A 19,302-nucleotide genomic window follows, 5' to 3' on the forward strand; every position below is an offset into this window, starting at 1 on the left:
GCCGCCCGGTAGACCTTCCGCTGATCACTTCGACGGAAGGAACACTCCATGACGGCCCTACCCACCCGGCGTTCGGTCCTGGGCCTGCTCGGCGCCGCACCGGTCGTGCTCGCGGCCGGGACCGCGGTGGCCGACGACCGCTCCGGCGCGGTGCCCGCCGGCCTGCGGCCCGGCGGTGAGCTGGACCGGCACGTCGCCGGCATGGCGGCCCGCGACGAGTTCTCCGGTTCGCTCCTGCTCACCCGCCACGGCCGCACCGTGCTCGCCCGCTCCTACGGCCAGGCCGACAAGCGACGGGGCATCCCGAACGGTCCGGACACGACCTTCCCACTGGCATCGGTCACGAAACTGTTCACCGCCGTGGCGGTCGCCCAGCTGGCGGAGCGGGGCAAGCTCAGCTTCGGCGCGCCGATCAGCACCTACCTCGACGGGTTCCCGGACACCGTGACGGTGCACCACCTGCTCACCCACACCTCGGGCTACGGCGACTTCCACGAGTTGCCCGGCTACGACGATGCCGCGGCCGGCTGGACCACGCGGGAACAGACCATGACCGGCACCACCGAACTCGTCCGGCAGACCGCACCCGCCTTTCCACCGGGGGCGGCCTGGCGATACAGCAACTCCGGCTACCACCTGCTCGGCGCGATCGTGGCAGCGGTCAGCGGCCAGTCGTACTACGACTACGTGCGGCAGCACGTGTTCGACGCGGCCGGGATGACCCGGACCGGGTTCCGCACCCGAGCGGAGTGGGAGGCGGACCGGACCGCCGCGCACCCCTACCACCGCGACGCGAGCGGCGCGTTGACCGACGGGATCACCGAGTTCGGCACCGTGGTCGGCACACCGGCCGGCGACGCGTTCACCACCTGCGCAGACCTGGCCCTCTTCGGCCGGTTACTGGGGCAGGAACGCCTGCTCGGCCACGCCACGACCGCGCTGGTCCTCGGCGGGAAACTGCCCATGCCCGTGCCGCAGCCGCCGCCGGGTGCCGCCGCCGCGCCCGCCGCGTTCCAGTGCTACGGCCCGGTCAGCCGCATCGCAGGCGAGCAGTGGGCGTTCGGGCTCGGTGGCGGCAACACGTACGGCATCTCGACCTCGATCGACGTCTACCCGGAGGCCGGATGGGTCCTGGCCGTGCTGGGCAACTACGCGAACCTCGACCTCCAGACGATCGCGGTCCGCACGCAGAAGCTGATCACCGGCCGGTAAACCCCCTTCGCCGTCACTGGATCCGGTGAATCCGCACCGAGATGCCTCCCGCGCGTTTGAACCGTGTTCAGACTGTGCGGGGAGGTGAGGGCGGCGTGACGGATTCCGGCCGGGCGGAAGTGGACATCCGGACGGCGGTACTGGACGACGAGGTGGTGCGGGTGCACGTCGCCGGCGAGGTGGACCTGCTGACGGTCCCGTCGCTGGCGGAGGCGCTCGCGGCGGCCGGGCGGCTGCGCCCGCGGCGGATCGAGGTCGACCTGTCCGCAGTGGACTTCCTGTCGGTGTCCGGCGCCGCGGAGCTGGCCCTGACGGCGGCCCGGATACCGGTGCAGGTGGGTCCGGCCAGCCACGCGTCCCGGGTGGCGCTCGCCGCCGCGGGACTGGACCACCTGCTGGCCTGAAACCGTGGCGGTTCCGATCCACACACGGCGGTGCCGGCCCCCGCGAGGGAGGCCGGCACCGGTGGTGGCCCGGATCAGTACCAGTGCGCCCTGCCACCGACCTTCCGGCCGGTGGTACCGAGAATCGCCAGGACCGCACCGACGACCAGGAGGACGATCCCGATCGTCCAGATGATGTTGATGCCGGTCAGGAAACCGACGATGAGCAAGATGACGCCAAGAACGATCATGGCAACTCTTTCTGCCGGCAGGACAGGCCGCGCCGCCGGTCCTGTTCCGATGGGGACCGGCCAGCGATACCCGTCCGGGTGATCGATCAAACCCGGAAACCACCCGCGCGGCGCGAAGTTGCTGCGTCGCGACCACAGCGTTGCGCCACGTAGACCAAGACCGGTCAGTAACCCTCCGCCGCGCCGTTGCGGCGAGGGTCCGCACAGGACCGCAGCAGCCCACCCTCCAGCGTCACGCCCTCGAAGTTGCCGGTCAGCGAGTGCCACGGCCCGAGATCACGCAGCCACAGCCCGCGTTCGGCGCACCGCCGCCGGAACGCGGAAGCAACCTCCGGCGCGAACCCGTGCTCCAGCGTCACCCCAGGCAACCACCCGGCCGCCGGTTCGTGCGGCCGCACCCCGAACCGCGGCGCGGCCACCGACTCCTCGATGGACATCCCGAAGTCGAGGAGGTTCACCAGGTTCTGCAGCACGCACGCGACCAGCGACACCGACGGCGACCCGGACGCGATCACCGGCACCCCGTCCCGCAGCACCAGGTTCGGCGCCAGGTACACGGACGCGCGCTCGCCCGGCCACGGCATGCCGCGCTGGAAGAACGACCCGCCGCCGGAGAGCTGGAACCCCTCGGCGAACAGCCCGTTCACCCACGGCGAGGCCATGTGCGAGTGCGTGACCGAGGCGATGTTGCGTTGCTCGTCCACCACGGTCACGTGGATCGTGCCAGGCACCGGCGCCGGGACGGCCGGCGGCAGGGCGCCGAGCCGGTCCACGCGCCGGGCCGCGAACTCCTTGGACAGCAGGGTTTCCACATCGGCGGCGGCCGTGCGCGGCGGCGCGTAATACACCTCGTTGTGCACCGCCACCAGCAGGTCGAGGGTGTCCACGCAGGAGTGCGCCGGGCCCGGCAGGTCCACCAGCTCCAGCATGTTGAGCGCCTCGATGAGCTGGCACCCGCCGTCGTCGGGCGGTGCGGAGGCCACGACCTCCACGTCCCGGTAGGTGCCGCGCAACGGTTCGAACCACTGCGCCTGGTAGGCGGCGAAGTCGTCGGGCGTGATCACCCCACCACCGCGGCGGCACTCGGCGGCGAACGCCCGCGCGAAGTCGCCCAGGTAGTAGTCCAGGTCCTCGTCCCGCAGCCGTTCCAGCGTGCGCGCGACCCGCTCCTGCCTCAGCGTCTGCCCCGGCGCGACGAGGCTGCCGCCGGGCAGGAACACCTCCCGCGCCTGCTCGTGGCAGCCCAGTTCGGCCCGGTGCGCGTACATCTCGCCGAACAGGTAGGGGTTGACCGCGAACCCGTCGCGGGCCAGTTCGATGCCGTCGCGCAGCAACCGGGCCCGCGGCAGCCGGCCGAACCGCTCGTGCGCGGCGCGGAAGGCCGGCCACCAGCCGGGGACCGGGACACCCCGGCCGGTGGTCAGGTCGGCGCCGGTGAACCCGGGCAGCGGGGCGAGCGGCGCGGCGACGTTGCCGTTGAGGTAGCTCGCCTCGCCGCGCGCCCCGTCCCAGTGCAGCATCTCCAGCCCGCCGGTCAGCGCCGTCATGTGCGGTTCGACCACCAGCTGGGTCGCCGCCGCCGCGAGCGCCGCGTCGGCGGCCGTGCCACCGTCGCGGAGCACGTCGAGCCCGGCCCGCACCGCCAGCGGGTGCGAGGTGACCACCATGCCGCGCTGGGCCTCGACCGGCTCCTTGGGACCGTAGACGGCCGAGCGGGCCAGCTCACCGGCGGTGCGGGCGTCCATCAGGCCTCCGCCAGCGTCTTGCGGCGCTGCTCGTCGACCGCGGCCGGCATCGCGAACAACGCCACCAGGATCGACACGGCGCAGATCGCCGTCATGTACCAGCCGAACGCGGCGTTGGTGCCGGTGAGGTCGAACAGCCACACCGCGATCAGGCCGGCGGTCGAGCCCAGCGCGGTGGTGCCGATGTTGTAGTTGAGCGCGGACGCGCTGGCCCGCACCTCGGCCGGGAAGCTCATCACGTAGGCGGTGGTGAGCGGCGCGCCGACGAAGTTGTTGATGAAGGTGAACGCGACCACCGCGACCACCGCCAGCCACAGCGAACCGGACCCGATCGCCAGGAACGTCGGCACGGTCAGCACGACGAACAGGCCGTAGCCGACGACGAGCGGGATCCGCGCCCCGTGCTTGTCGGCGAGCTTGCCGCCCCAGATCGCCGGGATCGGCCCGATCGCGTAGGTCAGCAGCGAGGCGAGCAGCGCGTTGTTCTCGGCGAACCCGGCCTTGACCATCGCGGTGACGAAGTAGGCCTGGATGACGAACGACCCGACCCGCTGACCGGCGCCCAGGCCGATGGCGCGCAGCATCGCGCCCCAGTGCTCGCGCACCGCGGTGCGGAACGGCGTCTGCTTGACCTTGCTGGCCTCGGCCAGTTCGGCCATCTCCTTGAACTGCGGGGTCTCCTCGACGTGACGGCGGATGTAGATGCCGACCAGCGCCATCGGGATGGCCAGCAGGAACGGGATGCGCCAGCCCCAGTCGTTGAACGCCTGCGCGGGCATCACCGAGATCACCAGGTAGGACACCAGGGTCGCGAGCAGCGGACCGACCGAAGTGGACGCCACGGACAGCCCGGCGAGGTAGTTGCGCCGGTTGCCGCGCTCGTGCTCGAAGATGAAGTTGGCCGCCGTGGTGTACTCCACGCTGGCGCCGATGCCCTGCAGGACCCGGCAGAACAACAGGATCATCGGCGCCGCGATACCGATCGCCGCGTAGGTGGGCAGCAGCCCGATGCCGGCGGTGCCGACGCTCATCACCGCGATCGTCAGCAGCAGCACGAACCGGCGGCCCTTGAGGTCGGCCAGCGGGCCGAGCACGATCGCCGCCAGCGGCCGCAGCGCGTAGGACAGCACCACACCCGCGTAGGTGGACAGCAGCGCGGCGGTGGCGTCGCCTTCGGGGAAGAACTGGCGGGAGATGATCACGGCGAGGGTGCCGTAGAGGCCGAAGTCGTAGTACTCGACGACGTTGCCGAGCATCGCGGACATGATCACCTTGCGACGCGAGCGCAGGTCGGTCGCGGGGGCCCGCGTGTCGTGGTCGGTCACGGTTCTCCTTGCGGGGGTTCAGGGCCGGAAGCGGTCCGGCCGGAAGGGCGCCAGCATCGGGTGGGGCTCGCCGGTGCGGATCTCGCCGGCCAGCAGCTCGCCGGCGATCAGGCCGAGCGTCGCGCCGGAGTGGGTGAAGGCGACGAAGCACCGGGGCACGGCGGACAGCTCGCCGAACACCGGTTCGCCGTCGCCCGGGATGGGCTTGCGGCCGAGCTTCCAGGACGCGGCGGTGAGCGTGACCCCGCCGTCCAGGAGCGCGGAAGCCTCGGCGGCCAGTTCCTTGACCACCGACTCGTCGATCGAGCACGTGCCGTCGGCCACCTCGGTGATCCGGTCCTCGTACCAGTGGTGGTCCAGCGCGAACGTGCCGCCCGGGTTGGGCCGCAGCGCGACGCGCGGGGTGTTCAGCACGGTCTTGACGCCGGTTTCGGCCGGTTCGGTGAGCACGAGCATCGACAGCGGGGAGGCGTCCGGAATGGACACCCCCAGCTCGGCGACCACCGACGGAGTCGCCGCGCCGCACGCCACCACGACGGTGTCGGCCTCGAACCGCTGCCCGCCGGTGGTGGTCACGCCGGTCGCCACTCCCCCGGCCGTCGTGACGCTCGCGCGCCCGGCGCCGGTGACGATCTCGCCGCCCAGCGCGGTGAACTCCGCGGCCAGGTGCTCGATCAGGTGGGGCAGGGACACCCAACCCTCGCCGGGGTTGTGCACGGCGACCTCGGGCACCGCGACCGGGTCGAGGCCGGGGATCTCCGCGGGGGCGACCAGTTTCGAGTCGTAGGCGTGCGCGACCTCGGCGCGGTGCCGCGCCCGCATCGCGTCCTCGTCCAGGCTCCAGTGCAGCCCGCCGTCGAAGCGGAGCCACTCCCGGGTGGGGTCTTCGGCGAAGAGCGTGCGGTAGCGGTCGATACCGGCCATCCGCAGCGCGTGGTAGGCCGCCGAGCGGGTCCCGGCGGAGTTGAGCCAGGACAGCGACCGGCCCGACGCGCCGTCGGCCAGTTCACCCTCGGTCACCAGTGTCACCGCCACGCCGTCGCGCTGCAGGTGCGTGGCCGTGGAGACGCCGAGGACGCCCCCGCCCACCACGACGACGTGCTTGCCTGCGGTCATCGGGAAAGATCCCCCTTCCGGGCGTGCGCCCGCTCGATGATGCGAAGAACGTCCACCGCGTCGCGCGGATCGACCGGGGGCGGCCCGTCGCCGTCGATCGCGGTGGCGAGCAGCCGGTAGAACTCGCCGTAGTTCCCGGGTTCCGGCTCGATGCGCCGGGTGTCGCCGCGGACGCCGAGCGTGCCCCAGTTGTCTTCCGGCTCCCGGCCGAAGCCGTCGTCGCCGGGGCGCGCGCCGTTCTTGAGCGCGTCCTCCTGCGGGTCCAGGCCCCATTTGGTGTAGCCGGCCCGGTCGCCGAGGACGTGGAACCGCGGCCCGGGCAGGGCGGCGAGGCCGGTCATGTACAGCCGCGACCGGGTGCCGTTTTCGTGGGCCAGCACGAGGAACGTGTCGTCGTCGCCCGCGCCCGCGCCGCGGCGGAGGACGTCGGCGTGCACGTCCGCGACCGGGCCGAACAGCTGGGCCGCCTGGTCGATCAGGTGGGTGCCGAGGTCGAACAGGATGCCGCCGCCGTCCGCGGCACCGGCACCCGCCTTCCAGTCGCGTGGTCCCTGGGGTTTCCACCACTCGAACCGGGACTCGAAGGTGTGCACGGTGCCCAGCTCGCCGTTGTCGATCAGCTTGCGCAGGGTCCGGAAATCGCCGTCCCAGCGGCGGTTCTGGAACACCGTGAGCACGCGGCCGGCGCGCCGGGCCTGCTCGATCAGGGCCTCGCCCCGCACGCTGGTGACCGTGAACGGCTTGTCCACCACCACGTGCAGGCCGTGGTCCAGGGCGGTGGCCGCGAGATCGGCGTGGGTGGCCGGCGGGGTGCCGATCACGATCAGATCGAGGTCGTGCGCGAACAGCTCGCCGGGGGTGGCCAGAACCGTCGCTTGTGGATACTCGGCCCGGGCTTGCGCTGCCCGCTCCGCGTTCCCGGTGACGATGAAGTCGAGGGAGTAGGCGTCGTCGGCGGCGAGGAACGGGGCGTGGAAGATCCGCCCGGACACCCCGAACCCGATGACCGCGGTGCGGATCATGCCTCCACCCCGTAGGTCGTGCGGGCGCGCTCGGCCGAGATCCGGCCCTCGGCGACGTCCCGGCGGACCTGCTCGGGATCGCGCTCCGACGGCGGTCCGTAGCCACCCGCGCCCGCGGTGTGGATCGACACCCGGTCGCCGGGCTGCAGGCGGGTGTAGCCGTGCTCGACCGGTTGCGCCCCGTCGGACAGCTCCACGCCGGCGCTCGCGCCCGGGCCGCCGCCGAACAGGCCCCACGGCTGGGACCGCTGCCGCGAGGTGTCCAGCCAGAAGTGCACGTCGGACTCCTCGACGCGGACCGTGCGCCGGATGCCCATGCCACCACGGGTGCGGCCGTCGCCGCCGGAGTCGTCGATCAGCGCGTACTCCTCGACCACCAGCGGGTACTCGGTCTCCAGCGCCTCGACCGGCAGGTTGCTGGTGTTGGTCATGTGCACCTGCACGCCGTCCATGCCGTCCTTGCCCAGCCGGGCGCCGCAGCCGCCGCCGATGGTCTCCAGGTAGACGAAGTAGCGTCCGGTGCGGCTGTCCACGCCGGAGAAGTGCACACCGGTGTTGGCGCCGTTGCTGGCCGCGGTGACGGTCTCCGGCACGGCGCCGGCGAGCGCGCCGTGGATCAGGTCGACCACGCGCTGGCAGGTCTCGCTGCGGCCGTTGACCGCGGCCGGCTCGACGCAGTTGAGCACCGAGCCGCGCGGGGCGTTGATCGTGACCGGCCGGTGCAGGCCGGCGTTCGGGATGATGTCGGGGTCCACCAGCGTCTTGAGCGAGTAGTAGACCGCCGCGTACAGCGCGGTCCACACGACGTTGACGCTGGCGCGGACCTGCGGCGGCGCGGTGAAGTCGAAGGTGACCTCGTCGCCGTGCACGGTGACGGTGACGCCGAGGTCGAGCTCGTCGTCGAGTTCCGGGCAGTCGAAGCGGTCGGTGAACGTGTACGTGCCGTCGGGGACCTTCGCGATGGCCGCGCGGGTGCGGCGCTCGGTGTAGTCCAACAGCGCCGCGGCCGCCGCGACGAGCGTGTCGCGGCCGTAGCGCGCGGCCAGCTCGGTGTACCGGGTGACGGCCAGCCGGTTCGCGGCGATCTGGGCACGCAGGTCGGCGCGGCGCTCGTGCGGCACCTGGCAGTTGAGCAGGATCAGTTCGAACAGGTCGTTCTGCAGCTCGCCGCGGCGCATCAGCCGCACCGGCGGGATCCGCAGGCCCTCCTGGAAGATGTGCGCGTGGCCGCGGTCGCCGAAGTCGGCGTGGTGGGCCAGGTTCGCCACCCACGCGGTGATCTCCCCGTCCAGGAACACCGGTGAGACCAGCACGATGTCGGGCAGGTGCGAGCCGCCGCCGGTGAACGGGTCGTTGCCGATGAACGTGTCGCCGTCGGAGATCGTGCCCGCCGGGTAGCGGCGGGTGATCTCGTCGACGATGCCCATCAGCGAGCCAAGGTGCAGCGGCGAGCCGCCCTCGTCCTGGGCGAGCATCCGGCCCGCGGCGTCGAACAGCGAGGCGGTGCAGTCGCGGCGTTCCTTGATGTTGGTCGAGTAGGCCGCGCGCACCAGCGTCTCGCCCATCTCCTCCACGATGGACGACAGCGCGGAGCCGATCACCTCGACCAGCACGGGGTCCTGCATGGTCTTCCCTTCCGTGTGGGTCATCGGCCCACCGTCACGACGAGGTTGCGCAGCTCGTCGACGACGGCGACGTCGCCGGGGAGCAGCAAGGTGGTGGTGTCCATCTGCTCGACGACCGCGGGGCCCTCGAGGCGGTGGCCGGGTTCGAGCAGCCTGCGGTCGTACACCGGACATTCGGTGAAGCCGCCGTTTTCGGGCAGGTAGACCTCGCGGGTGGTGCGGATGGCGGCGCTCGCGTCCGCGTCGCCGAGCGGGGCGCGGTGCAGTTCGGCGCGGGCGACCTCGCCGATGGCCCGCAGGCGGAAGGTGACCACCTGGACGTCGTCCTCGGCCGAGGAGTATCCGTACATCCGCTCGTGCTCGGCGGCGAACCGCTTGGTCAGCTGTGCGACCGTGTCCGCGGTGATCACGCCCTCGGGGACAGGCACCGGTAGCTCGTGGTTCTGGCCCGCGTACCGCATCTCGGCGAACCGCTCGACGCGGCGGCGCTCGGCCGGGACGTGCTCCTCCGCCAGCCACTCGGTCGCCTCGGCCTCCAGCTCGGCGAACACCCCGGCGACGATGTCGTGATCGGGTGGCGAGATGCGGGTCCGCAGGAAGTCGGCCCGGATGTCGGTCATCAGCAGTCCGGCGGCGCACTGCGCGCCCGGGGTTTCGGGCACCAGCACGGTCCGCATGCCCAGCTCACGGGCCAGGCGCACGGCGTGCAGCGGGCCGGCGCCGCCGAAGGGCACCAGGACGTAGTCGCGCGGGTCGTAGCCGCGCTGCACGGAGATGACGCGGATGGCGCGGGCCATGTTGGCGGTGATGACCCGCACGATCCCCTGCGCCGCGTCCAGCACGTCCATCCCCAGTGGAACGGCCACTGTGGACACCGCGGCGCGGGCCGCTTCGGCGTCGATCTTCATCTGCCCGTCCAGCAGGTACTCCGGGTTGAGCACGCGCAGCACGACGTTGGCGTCGGTGACAGTCGGCTCGGTGCCGCGGCCGTAGCAGGCCGGGCCCGGATCGGCGCCAGCGCTGCCCGGGCCGACCTTGAGCGCGCCACCGGCGTCGATCCACGCGATCGAGCCGCCACCGGCGCCGACGGTGTGGATGTCCAGCATCGGCGCGCGCACCGGCCTGCCGTCGATCTCGGTGCCGCTGGAGGTTTTGGGCACGCCGTCCTGGACGAGCGAGACGTCGGAGGAGGTGCCGCCCACGTCGAAGGTGATGATGTCCGGGTACCCGGCGGCGCGGGCGATCTCGGCGGCGCCGACCACACCGGTGCTGGGTCCGGACAGGACCATGCGCGAGGGCATCCGCTCGGCCGTCTCGAACGGGATGATGCCGCCGTTGGACTGCGTGACGTGCGGGGTCGCGCGCAGGCCCAGCTCGCTCAGCCGGGTGCGCAGCCGGGCCAGGTAACGGGCGACCACCGGGCCGAGGTAGGCGTTGACGACCACTGTGGACAGACGCTCGTACTCCCGGAACTCCGGCAGCACGGCCGAGGACACCGACACGTGCACGCCGGGCAGCTCCTCGGTGAGGATGCGTTCGGCGGTTCGTTCGTGGGCGGGGTCGACGAAGCTGTAGAGGAAGCAGACGGCGACGGCTTCGACGTTCTGCTCCCGCAGCTGCCGGGCGAGCGCGCGGACCTGGTCCTCGTCGAGGGGGCGCTCGATCCGGCCGTCGTGGCGGACGCGCTCGTCCACCTCGAGCCGCCGGTCGCGCGGCACCAGGGCGGCGGGCTTGTCGGCCTGCAGGTCGTAGAGCGACGGACGGCGGCCGCGCCCGAGTTCCAGCAGGTCGCGGAAGCCGGCGGTGGTGAGCAGGCCGGTGCGCGCGCCGCGCTCGGTGAGCAGCGCGTTCGTGCCGACCGTGGTGCCGTGCGCGAAGTAGCCGACGTCGCCGAGGTCGCGTCCGCCGATCTCGTCGAGCAGCTGCGACACGCCCGTCACGATCGCCCGGCCGGGGTCGTCCGGGGTGCTGGACACCTTGCGCACGTACAGGCGCCCGGTCTGCTCGTCGAGGGCGCAGACGTCGGTGAACGTGCCACCGGTGTCGACGCCGATCCGAAGTGTCATGTGCTGGGCCTCGCTTGAGTGAGAACCTTCTCAGTACCTGTTGGGTGAGAACCTTCTCAGTCGGTAGTAGCATCAGTCAAGAGTTCTTCGGAAAACGGCTTGTGCACTGGGGAGGCATGCGGGTGACCACGCACGGGGCGGCCTCGCTGATCGACGTGGCGCGGGCCGCGGGCGTTTCGACGGCGACCGCGGGGCGCGCGCTGGGCGGGTACGGGCAGGTCAGCGAGCGGACCCGGGAGCGGGTGCTGGCGGCGGCGGCCGAGCTGGGGTACCGGCCGAACGGCCTGGCGCGCAGCATGGTGACCGGCAGTACGCAGACGATCGGCGTGGTGGTGACCGACGTGGCGAACCCGTTCTTCGCCACCGCGTTGCGCGGGATCACCGACGTGACCTCGCCGGCCGGGTTCGAGGTGCTGCTGGCCAACACCGGCGGAGTGCTGGAGGCCGAGCAGCGGGCGGTGTCGGTGATGTCGGAGAAGCGGGTGGACGGCGTGATCGTCGCGGCCGCCCGGCCCGGCGAGGGGGCGCACCTGCGGCGGGCGATGGACGCCGGGGTGCCGGTCGTGCTCATCGACCGGCAGGTCAGCGGGGTGCCGGAGGCGGACAGCGTCACGGTGGACAACGACCACGCGGCGGCGGAGGCGGTCGGGCACCTGGCCGAGCTGGGGCACCGGCGGATCGGGGTGATCACGGAGGCCGGGGACCAGCTGGCGCGCGTGCGGGCGGGCAACCGGCGGCGGGGGCTGTTCCCGAGCGCGGTGCGGTTGCGGGGGTACGTGAGCGCGCTGGAGGCGGCGGGGTTGCCGGTGGATGCCGCTCTGGTGGCGTCGGCGCGGTACGACCGCTCGTCGGCCTACGACGCGTTGAACCGGCTGCTGGACCTGCCGGAGCCGCCGACGGCGGTGTTGTGCACGGACAACGTGCTCGCGTCGGGCGCGTACCGGGCGGCGCAGGACCGCGGGCTGCGGATGCCGTCGGAGCTGTCGCTGATCGGCTTCGACGACGAGCCGTGGACGACGCTGGTGCGCCCGGAGCTGACGATCGTCGAGCAGCCGACGTACGAGCTGGGCGCCCGCGCGGGACGGCAGCTGCTGGACCGGATAGCCGCGGGCGCCCCGAGGCGCCCCCAGCACGTCCAACTCCGGGCGAAGCTGGTGGCCCGGGGCTCGACGGTGCCGCAGTAGCCGCCGCGCCCGGCCGCCACGACCAGGGGCGGTGCTGCTACGCGCACGCAGGCCGCGCGGGCGTGCTCAGGCCTCCTCGCCCGGGCCGGCCGGGGTGCGGTCCTCCGGCAGGGAGGCGTCCTCCTCGCCGAGGCCCTCGTCCTGCTCGGTCGCCGGCCGGGCTTCCTCGTCCAGGTCCTCGCGGCGGGGGTCGGTCATCGCGGTCTCCTCACGTCCGAAGCGGCCATGCTCGTCCCCGCGTGACATACCCGCTCGCCGCGCGGGTACCCGCGCGAGCCGGGCTAGCCACCCCGGCCGCGGCCGTGTCCGCGGCCGGGGTGGTCGTCGCCGCTGTCGGCCTTGCGGTCCTTCTGCTCGTCGTCGGCCTTGTGGTCCTCGGCGGCCGTCGTCGGGGGCGGGGGCGGCGGTGGTGGCGTGCTCGTCTCGCTGGAGAGCACCGCGTCGCTGTCGATCAGCGGGGATGGGGCGGCCGGGATCAGCCCCAGGCGGTGCGTCTCGGTGACCACGCGGCCGTCCTCGAAGGTGAGCGCGATCGTGACCGACACCGTGTTGGCGTCCACGACCGCGGGCGGCGTGGTGACCGTCAGGCCGGTGACCCGCGACCAGTACGTGCGGTAGGCGTCCTGGCCCTGCGCCTGCATCCGCGGCCCGAGACGCGCCCAGGCGTTGTCCGGCCGGGCGGGCAGCAACGCGTAGTACTCGCTGACCGCCGCGGTGATCGACCCGGCGTCGAGCGCGGCAGGCGGCGCGGGCGCTGTCGACGAGGGAGCGGGCGGGTCCGGCGTGAGTTGGGTGAACAGGATGACCACCGCCAGCACCGCGAGCACCGCCCCGGCCACCGGCAGCAGCAGCCGCCGCCGGTTCGGGGCCGCGGCGGGCTGCTGGTTCAGCAGCGTCCCGCCGCCGACCGGGGCGACCGGGACCGTGGGCGACGACGGCGTCACCACCGGTTGCGTCCGCGCCCGCGCCGGGTTCAGCGTCCGCGGCGGCACCGGCTGCCCGTCGACGATCGCCTGCAGCGCCGTCACGGCCTGTACCGCGCCGGGCCGCTGGGCCGGGTCCGGGTCCAGCATGGCCGTCAGCACCGGGGCGAGCGGGCCGGCGTTCCGCGGCGCCGAAACCTCCCCAGCCGCCACGCGGTGCAGCAGCGCGATCGAGTTCTCGTCCTCGCCGAACGGTGGCACGCCCTCAACCGCCGCGTACAGCGTGGCGCCGAGGGAGAACACGTCGGAGTCGGGGGTGGGCTCCTGGCCGCGCGCGATCTCCGGGGCCAGGTAGGCGGGGGTGCCGGCGACCAGCCCGGCCTGCGTCAGCGCGGCGTCGCCGGTGGCGCGGGAGATGCCGAAGTCGGCGATCTTGACCGTGCCGTCGTCCGCCACCAGCAGGTTTCCCGGTTTGACGTCGCGGTGCACGATCCCGGCGGCGTGCGCGGCGGCCAGCGCCGAGGCGGCCTGGACCCCGATGCGCGCGACGGTCTGGGGCGTGCGCGGCCCCTGCTCGGCGACCAGTTCGGCGAGGCTGCGCGCGGGCACGTACTCCATCACCAGCACCGGCTGGCCGTTGTGCTCGGCGACGTCGTGCACGGTGACGACGTGCGGGTGACGCAGCCGCGCGGCGATCCGGCCCTCGCGCATGATGCGTTGCCGCGCCTGCTCGCTCTGCGCCGGCCCTGGCCACAGCTGCTTCACCGCGACCGGGCGCTGGAGGCGCTCGTCGAGCGCGAGCCAGACGACGCCCATCGCGCCGGCGCCCAGGCGGCTCTCCAGCCGGTACCGCCCCGCCAAGAGCCCACCGGCACCGTCCACGGTCGGACCGTCCGTAGTCGTCACCCGGACAGGTTACGGAGCCGGACGTCCCGGGGCGAGGCCGGGCACGGCGCCGGAGCTATCTTAGCGATGATATTCTTACCGTGAAAATACTCCGAGGGGGAACCGATGCCCAAGCGCGACAAGCCGCAGCCGGACGCGGTCGACCTGATGCTCGCGGAGTGGCGCCGCGAGACGCCGGAGATCGACGCTTCCCCGCTGGCCGTGTTCGGGCGGCTGCACCGGGCCTTCGACGGCTACACGGTGCAGCTCAACCGTGTGTTCGGGCGATACGGGATCAACATTTCGGCGTTCGGCATCCTGGCCGCGCTGCGCCGCGTGGGCGCCCCGTACCGCCGGACGGCGGGCGAGCTGGCCGACGCGAACCTGCTCACCACGGGCGGCATCACGCAGCGGGTGGACAAGCTGGAGGCGGCCGGCCTGGTCTACCGCGAGCGCGACGCCACCGACCGGCGCATCGTCTACATCGGACTGACCGAGGACGGCCGCGCGCTGACCGACAAGGTCGCGGAGGTCCACTTCGCCAACGAGAACCGGATGCTCGCCGGCCTGACGAAGACCGAGCGGACCCAGCTGGCACAGCTGCTGAGCCGTCTGGAGCACTCGATCCGGCTGGCCGAGATGGCCGACCGGGCCGAAACCGACGGGAACCGTTCCGGGCGCCGGTGAGTCGGACCGGGGAAAGATCATCCTCCCGGAAGGCTGCCCGATGACCGACCCCGTGCCGAACCTCGGCAACGACGCCGTGGCGACCCTGTTCGACGCGATCGACTTCGCGGTCGAGAACGCGGAAGCGACCGAGTCCGGGTTCGTGCCCTTCGTGCTCGCCGTGCTGCCCGACGGCGAGAAGGTCGCGACGCGCTACGTCGACTCCGAGGAGAACTTCACCGTCGAGGGCAGCGTCGCGCTGGCCCGGCAGGACCTCGCCGCCGCCGACCCGGTGCCCCGCCACGTCGCGCTGGCCTGGGACGGCTTCCTGACCCTGGACGAGGACCGGACCGAGGCGGTGTTCGTCGACGCCTACGAGCAGGGCAGGCCGGCGGGCGTGCGGTTCGCGCAGCGCTACCTCCGCGGCGACAACGGGCTCGAGATGATCGGGAACCCGTTGCTGCTCCACCACCGCCCCGAGCCGATGCTGCCGCTCCCCGCCGGACCCGGCCCGGCGGACTCGCGTGCCGAGGCGATCGCCCGGATCCAGGCCCTGGCCGACCGCCAGAAGCGGCGCTAGCCGGCCCAGGGCAGCGGCGCCTCGTCCAGGCCCCAGTACACGCTCTTCTGCCTCAGGTACCCGAGGATCCCCTCGCGGCCCTTGTCGATGCCCAGCCCGCTCTCCTTCATGCCCGAAAACGGCGTCGAGATGCTGAACTGCTTGTACGTGTTGATCCACACCGTCCCGGCCTCGATCCGCCGCGCCAGGCGCCACGCGCGGCGGTAGTCGGCGGTCCAGATGCCGCACGCCAGGCCGTACACCGTGTCGTTCGCCTGCGCCACCAGGTCGTCTTCGTCCCGGTAGGGCAGCAGCACCCCGACTGGGCCGAAGATCTCCTCCTGGCAGGTCTTCGACGAGTTCGCCAGCCCCTCCAGCAGCGTCGGCGGGTAGTAGGCGCCCGCCGAGGACGGCACCTCTCCCCCGCACAGCACCCGCGCCCCCTCCTCACGCGCGCGGTCCACCAGCGCCGCCACCCGGTCCCGGTGCGCGAACGTCGCCAGCGGCGCCACCTGCGTGTCCTCCGCCGTGCCCGGTCCCATGCGCAGCCGGGACGCACCAGCCACCAGCAGGTCCCGGAACTCGGCGTACCGCGAGGCCGGCAGGAAGATCCGCGACCCGGCGATGCAGCTCTGGCCGCTGGACGAGAAGATCCCGAACAGGATCCCGGCCACCGCCTGCTCCACCGCGGCGTCCGGGCACACGATCGTCGGCGACTTGCCGCCCAGCTCCATCGTCACCGGCATGACCTTCTCCGCCGCGATCCGCCCGATCGCCCGCCCGGTTGACGTGCCGCCGGTGAACGCCACCTTGCCGACCGCGGGGTGCCGCACGATCGCGTCGCCCACCACCGACCCCGGTCCCGGCAGCACGGACAACAGCGGCGCGGGCACCCCCGCCTCCAGCACCAGCCGCGCCAGCGCCAGCGACACCAGCGGGGTCGCCTCGGCCGGTTTGAGCAGCACGCCGTTGCCCGCCGCCAGCGCGGGCGCGATCTTCTGCGCGTCGCTGGCGATCGGCGAGTTCCACGGCGTGATCGCGCCGACCACGCCGATCGGCTCGTACACCGACATCGTCAGCCACGGCCCGCGCTGCGGGGTCAGCGCGGTCTCCATCGTCTCCAGCGCCGCCGCGTAGAACCGGAACGTCGCGGCCGCGCTCGCGACCAGCGCGCGCGTCTCCCGCAGCGCCTTGCCGGTGTTGCGCGTCTGCAGCAGGGCCAGAGACTCCGCGTCCCGCTCGATCAGGTCGCCGACCCGCGCCAGCACCCGCGCCCGTTCGTGCGGCAGCAACGCCGCCCATTCGGCCACCGAAGCCGCGCGGGCCGCCTCGTCGACGTCCCGGGCGGACGCGCCGTGCACGACCGCGACCGTCTCACCGGTCGCCGGGTCCACGCACTCCAGCGGTGCGCCACCGCCCCGCCGCCACCGCCCGGCCACCAGGATCTCGTCCGCGGGCACTGTCATCGAGCCACCTCCACACGCCGTCCAGGCTCGGCAGAATAACTTAGCTCTAAGTTAATTGGAAGGCGTTAACCGCATCGAAACCATCCAGCAGAAAACTTAGCGCTAAGGGTTGTCGGCGCCCGGGCGACGGTGCTACAAACTCTTCCCAAGTTCCCTTAGAGCTAAGACATCCAAGGAGATCCCGTGACGACGACGCAAGCCGGCCTCGAGGAACTGATCGACTCCTGCATCGCGACCCGCGAATCGCGCTACGAGGACTGGGACACGCTCGGCTTCCAGGCCAAGGCGGGCGAGCAGTTCCGCCGCGCGCAGGTCCGCTACATCGGCTCCGGCGCCACCGGCAACCACGACACCGACAACCGCATCCTGCCCTCGGAGCACTTCACGTTCTCCAACATGCGGCTGCCGGCCGGCGCGATCGGCCCCGAGCACACCCACCACGACGTGGAAGAGGTCTTCTTCGTCCTGGAAGGCACCCTCGAGGTCACCGTGCACGACGTGGAGGACGGCACCAAGACCGCCAGCCGCGTGCTGGGCTACCGCGACCTGATCCGCGTCCCGGCCGGCGTGCCGCGCAGCCTGCGCAACATCGGTGACACCGACGCCCTGTTCGCCGTGATCATCGGCGCGCAGAAGCCGCAGCTGCCGACCTACCCGCCGACCTCGCCGATGCACGGCGTGACCCGCGACTGACCCATGACCCGGACGGTACGAGTTCACCAGAGCACCTGGCTGGCCGACGGGGTCGTGCGCGTCGAGCTGCGCGACCCCACCGGGGCGGCCCTGCCGGCGTGGGAGCCGGGCGCGCACCTGTCGCTGCACCTGCCCAACGGGCTGGTCCGGGAGTACTCCCTGTGCGGCGACCCGGCGGACGGGCACAGCTGGACCGTGGCCGTCCTGCGCGAGCCGTCCTCCCGCGGCGGCAGCGCCTGGGTGCACGAGCGCCTCACGCCCGGCACGCTGATCGAGGTCGACGGGCCGCGCAACAACTTCGCCCTCGAGGACGCCCCGCGGCACCTGCTGATCGCCGGCGGCATCGGCATCACACCCCTGCTGGCGATGGCGAACCACTTGCAACAACGGAGTTCCGAATGGGACATGCTCTACTGTGGACGCTCCCGGTCGAGCATGGCCTTCCTGGCCGACCTGCCCGCGGACCGGGTGCGCGTGCACGCCGACGACGAGCACGGCGGACCGCCGGACCTGGCCGCGGAGCTGGCCGGGCTCCGGCCGGACACGCTGGTCTACTGCTGCGGCCCGGAACCGCTCATCGCCGCCGTCGAGGCCGCGCTCCCGGACGCCTCGATGCTGCGGGTCGAGCGGTTCCGCGCCCCCGAAGCCCAACCGGCCGGGCCGGAGAGCGGCTTCGACGTGGTGTGCGGCGGGTCCGGACGGCGCGTGCCGGTGCCCGCCGGGGTGTCCATCTTGGACGCCCTCGCCGGGGCCGGGGTGTCCGTGCCGAACTCCTGCCGCGAAGGGGTGTGCGGCACGTGTGAGACCAAGGTGCTCGCCGGCGAACCCGAGCACCGCGACTTCCTGCTGAGCGACGACGAGAAGGCGGCCGGCGGCACGATGCTGATCTGCGTGTCGCGAAGCCGGTCCGCTGAGCTCGTCCTGGACGTGGAGGACTGAGGACATGCCTTCCAGCTACGAGAACGCGTTCGGCGACGAACTCGAGGCGATCTACGGCCGCGGCGTACACGACCTGCCCGGCGTCGTGGCCGCCCTCAACTCCTCCGGGGTGCGCCCCGCGGGCGGCGAGGACTGGACCGAGTCGTCGTTCACCGCCGAACTGGCCCGCCTGAGCGGAACGGAGAACCAGTCGTGAACCCCTTGCACACCACCGAGGGCCTGCTGCGGTTCGGGCTGCGGGACCGCTGGTACCCGCTGTGCCCGTCCGGGCACGTGCGTCCCGGTGAGCTGGTCCGGATCGAGCGCGCGGGCGAGCAGCTGCTGCTGTGGCGTGATGCGGCCGGTGCCGTGCACGTCCAGGAGGACCGCTGCCCGCACCGTGCCGCGCGGCTGTCGCAGGGCGTGCACATGGGCGACCGGGTCGCCTGCAACTACCACGGCGTGCAGGTCGACGCCGAGGGCACGGTGGTGTCCGTGCCGGGCAGCCCGGGCTGCGCGCTGGAGGGCCGCCGCGTGCTGCGGACGTTCCCCGCGGAGGAGCACGCCGGGGCGATCTTCGCCTGGTTCGGGCTCGACGAGTCAGCGCCCCCGGCCCCGCTGGAGGTGCCGGAGCCGATCGCCGGTGGCGAGTGGTCGCAGTTCCTCTGCTACGTCGAATGGGACGCGCCCTACCTGTACTCGCTGGACAACCTGCTCGACCCGATGCACGGCGCGTTCCTGCACCGCAACAGCCACACCATGTTCGCCGGCAAGCGGGAGGCGGTCTTCCAGATCCGCGCGACCGACAAGGGTTTCGTGTTCGAGAAGACCGACCAGCGCGGCGTCAACTTCGACTGGGTCGAGCTGACTCACGGCGGCGCGGACTGGGTCACCCTCGACATCCCGTACCCGGACACCGCGGGGCCGGGCGGGCCGTTCACCATCGTCGCCGGGCTGGCCGCGATCTCGGAGAACCGGCACGCCGGGTTCTTCTGGCGCTGCCGCAAGGTCTCCGGCTGGGAACGGGACAGCTGGCGCTTCCTCTACCGCAACCGGCTGGAGGCCCGGCACTACGCGGTGCTGGAGCAGGACCGCGAGATGGCCGAGGCGATGCCCGCCGACGCGTGGGACCGGGAGAACCTCTACCAGCACGACATCGCGCTGGTCCGCATGCGGCGCCTGCTCAAGGCCGAAGCCGCGAAACAGGTGGCCCGCCTGACCGAACCCGCCACCGCCGCGCCGGTCCCGGTCGCCTGACAACTT

General features: G+C 72.6%; 19 protein-coding genes. 9 read left to right on the plus strand and 10 right to left on the minus strand.

The annotated features are described in order from the left end of the window. Window positions 1-48 precede the first annotated feature (48 nt). Window positions 49-1,212: a serine hydrolase domain-containing protein gene (locus tag IE290_RS11830; RefSeq protein WP_191244587.1), complete on the plus strand. Its 1,164-nt coding sequence runs from the start codon at window positions 49-51 to the stop codon at window positions 1,210-1,212. 95 nt (window positions 1,213-1,307) lie between these two features. Continuing rightward, window positions 1,308-1,616 (plus strand): STAS domain-containing protein, encoded by a 309-nt coding sequence (locus IE290_RS11835; protein WP_191244588.1) that lies wholly within the window; start codon window positions 1,308-1,310, stop codon window positions 1,614-1,616. A gap of 74 nt (window positions 1,617-1,690) precedes the next feature. Here IE290_RS11835 and IE290_RS11840 read toward each other — a convergent pair whose 3' ends face one another. The 7 genes from IE290_RS11840 to IE290_RS11870 form a co-directional block, all read right to left on the minus strand. Beyond that, window positions 1,691-1,846 carry a DUF6131 family protein gene (locus IE290_RS11840; RefSeq protein WP_191244589.1) on the minus strand — a complete coding sequence of 52 codons (156 nt, stop codon included), beginning with the start codon at window positions 1,844-1,846 and terminating at the stop codon, window positions 1,691-1,693. A gap of 164 nt (window positions 1,847-2,010) precedes the next feature. Next, entirely contained in the window at window positions 2,011-3,591 is a 1,581-nt protein-coding gene (locus IE290_RS11845) for a gamma-glutamyltransferase (protein ID WP_191244590.1), read from the minus strand. After that, a complete protein-coding gene (locus IE290_RS11850) occupies window positions 3,591-4,916 on the minus strand; it encodes an MFS transporter (RefSeq protein ID WP_191244591.1) in 1,326 nt (441 codons plus the stop codon). The genes IE290_RS11845 and IE290_RS11850 overlap by 1 nt, the downstream gene beginning before the upstream one ends. Before the next feature lie 18 nt (window positions 4,917-4,934). Next, window positions 4,935-6,032 carry an NAD(P)/FAD-dependent oxidoreductase gene (locus tag IE290_RS11855; protein WP_191244592.1) on the minus strand — a complete coding sequence of 366 codons (1,098 nt, stop codon included), beginning with the start codon at window positions 6,030-6,032 and terminating at the stop codon, window positions 4,935-4,937. Continuing rightward, window positions 6,029-7,054, minus strand: a complete 1,026-nt coding sequence (locus IE290_RS11860; protein WP_191244593.1) for a Gfo/Idh/MocA family protein — start codon at window positions 7,052-7,054, stop codon at window positions 6,029-6,031. Before IE290_RS11860 ends, IE290_RS11855 begins: the two co-directional genes overlap by 4 nt. Continuing rightward, window positions 7,051-8,703 carry a hydantoinase B/oxoprolinase family protein gene (locus tag IE290_RS11865; protein WP_191244594.1) on the minus strand — a complete coding sequence of 551 codons (1,653 nt, stop codon included), beginning with the start codon at window positions 8,701-8,703 and terminating at the stop codon, window positions 7,051-7,053. Before IE290_RS11865 ends, IE290_RS11860 begins: the two co-directional genes overlap by 4 nt. After that, window positions 8,700-10,745, minus strand: a complete 2,046-nt coding sequence (locus IE290_RS11870; RefSeq protein WP_191244595.1) for a hydantoinase/oxoprolinase family protein — start codon at window positions 10,743-10,745, stop codon at window positions 8,700-8,702. Before IE290_RS11870 ends, IE290_RS11865 begins: the two co-directional genes overlap by 4 nt. A 116-nt stretch (window positions 10,746-10,861) precedes the next feature. On the opposite strand from IE290_RS11870, the gene IE290_RS11875 reads away from it, so the two are divergent. Further along, entirely contained in the window at window positions 10,862-11,929 is a 1,068-nt protein-coding gene (locus IE290_RS11875) for a LacI family DNA-binding transcriptional regulator (RefSeq protein WP_229874421.1), read from the plus strand. A 66-nt stretch (window positions 11,930-11,995) separates the two neighbouring features. Here the strand turns inward: IE290_RS11875 and IE290_RS38215 are convergent, their stop codons facing one another. Together IE290_RS38215 and IE290_RS11880 are read right to left on the minus strand one after the other, a co-directional pair. Then, window positions 11,996-12,127, minus strand: a complete 132-nt coding sequence (locus tag IE290_RS38215) for a hypothetical protein (protein ID WP_268246335.1) — start codon at window positions 12,125-12,127, stop codon at window positions 11,996-11,998. A gap of 83 nt (window positions 12,128-12,210) precedes the next feature. After that, window positions 12,211-13,758, minus strand: a complete 1,548-nt coding sequence (locus IE290_RS11880; protein WP_191244597.1) for a serine/threonine-protein kinase — start codon at window positions 13,756-13,758, stop codon at window positions 12,211-12,213. A gap of 105 nt (window positions 13,759-13,863) precedes the next feature. Here IE290_RS11880 and IE290_RS11885 point away from each other — a divergent pair, with 105 nt between their 5' ends. Both IE290_RS11885 and IE290_RS11890 read left to right on the plus strand, forming a co-directional pair. Next, window positions 13,864-14,424: a MarR family winged helix-turn-helix transcriptional regulator gene (locus IE290_RS11885; protein WP_191244598.1), complete on the plus strand. Its 561-nt coding sequence runs from the start codon at window positions 13,864-13,866 to the stop codon at window positions 14,422-14,424. A gap of 40 nt (window positions 14,425-14,464) precedes the next feature. Next, entirely contained in the window at window positions 14,465-14,983 is a 519-nt protein-coding gene (locus tag IE290_RS11890) for a hypothetical protein (RefSeq protein ID WP_191244599.1), read from the plus strand. Here IE290_RS11890 and IE290_RS11895 read toward each other — a convergent pair. Next, entirely contained in the window at window positions 14,980-16,428 is a 1,449-nt protein-coding gene (locus IE290_RS11895; RefSeq protein WP_191244600.1) for an aldehyde dehydrogenase, read from the minus strand. The genes IE290_RS11890 and IE290_RS11895 overlap by 4 nt on opposite strands. A gap of 183 nt (window positions 16,429-16,611) precedes the next feature. Here IE290_RS11895 and IE290_RS11900 point away from each other — a divergent pair, with 183 nt between their 5' ends. From IE290_RS11900 to IE290_RS11915, 4 genes are read left to right on the plus strand one after another with little or no spacing between them, the layout of a single operon-like run. Further along, entirely contained in the window at window positions 16,612-17,121 is a 510-nt protein-coding gene (locus IE290_RS11900; protein WP_020418960.1) for a cupin domain-containing protein, read from the plus strand. A 3-nt stretch (window positions 17,122-17,124) separates the two neighbouring features. Further along, entirely contained in the window at window positions 17,125-18,060 is a 936-nt protein-coding gene (locus tag IE290_RS11905) for a PDR/VanB family oxidoreductase (protein ID WP_191244601.1), read from the plus strand. 4 nt (window positions 18,061-18,064) lie between these two features. Then, the gene (locus IE290_RS11910; protein ID WP_191244602.1) at window positions 18,065-18,256 is read left to right on the plus strand and encodes a recombinase-like helix-turn-helix domain-containing protein; all 192 of its coding nucleotides are present in this window, start codon (window positions 18,065-18,067) and stop codon (window positions 18,254-18,256) included. Further along, window positions 18,253-19,296, plus strand: a complete 1,044-nt coding sequence (locus IE290_RS11915) for a Rieske 2Fe-2S domain-containing protein (protein WP_229874422.1) — start codon at window positions 18,253-18,255, stop codon at window positions 19,294-19,296. Before IE290_RS11910 ends, IE290_RS11915 begins: the two co-directional genes overlap by 4 nt. Window positions 19,297-19,302 lie beyond the last annotated feature (6 nt).

The organism is Amycolatopsis deserti (assembly GCF_014653945.1).
GTDB lineage: Bacteria > Actinomycetota > Actinomycetes > Mycobacteriales > Pseudonocardiaceae > Amycolatopsis_E > Amycolatopsis_E deserti.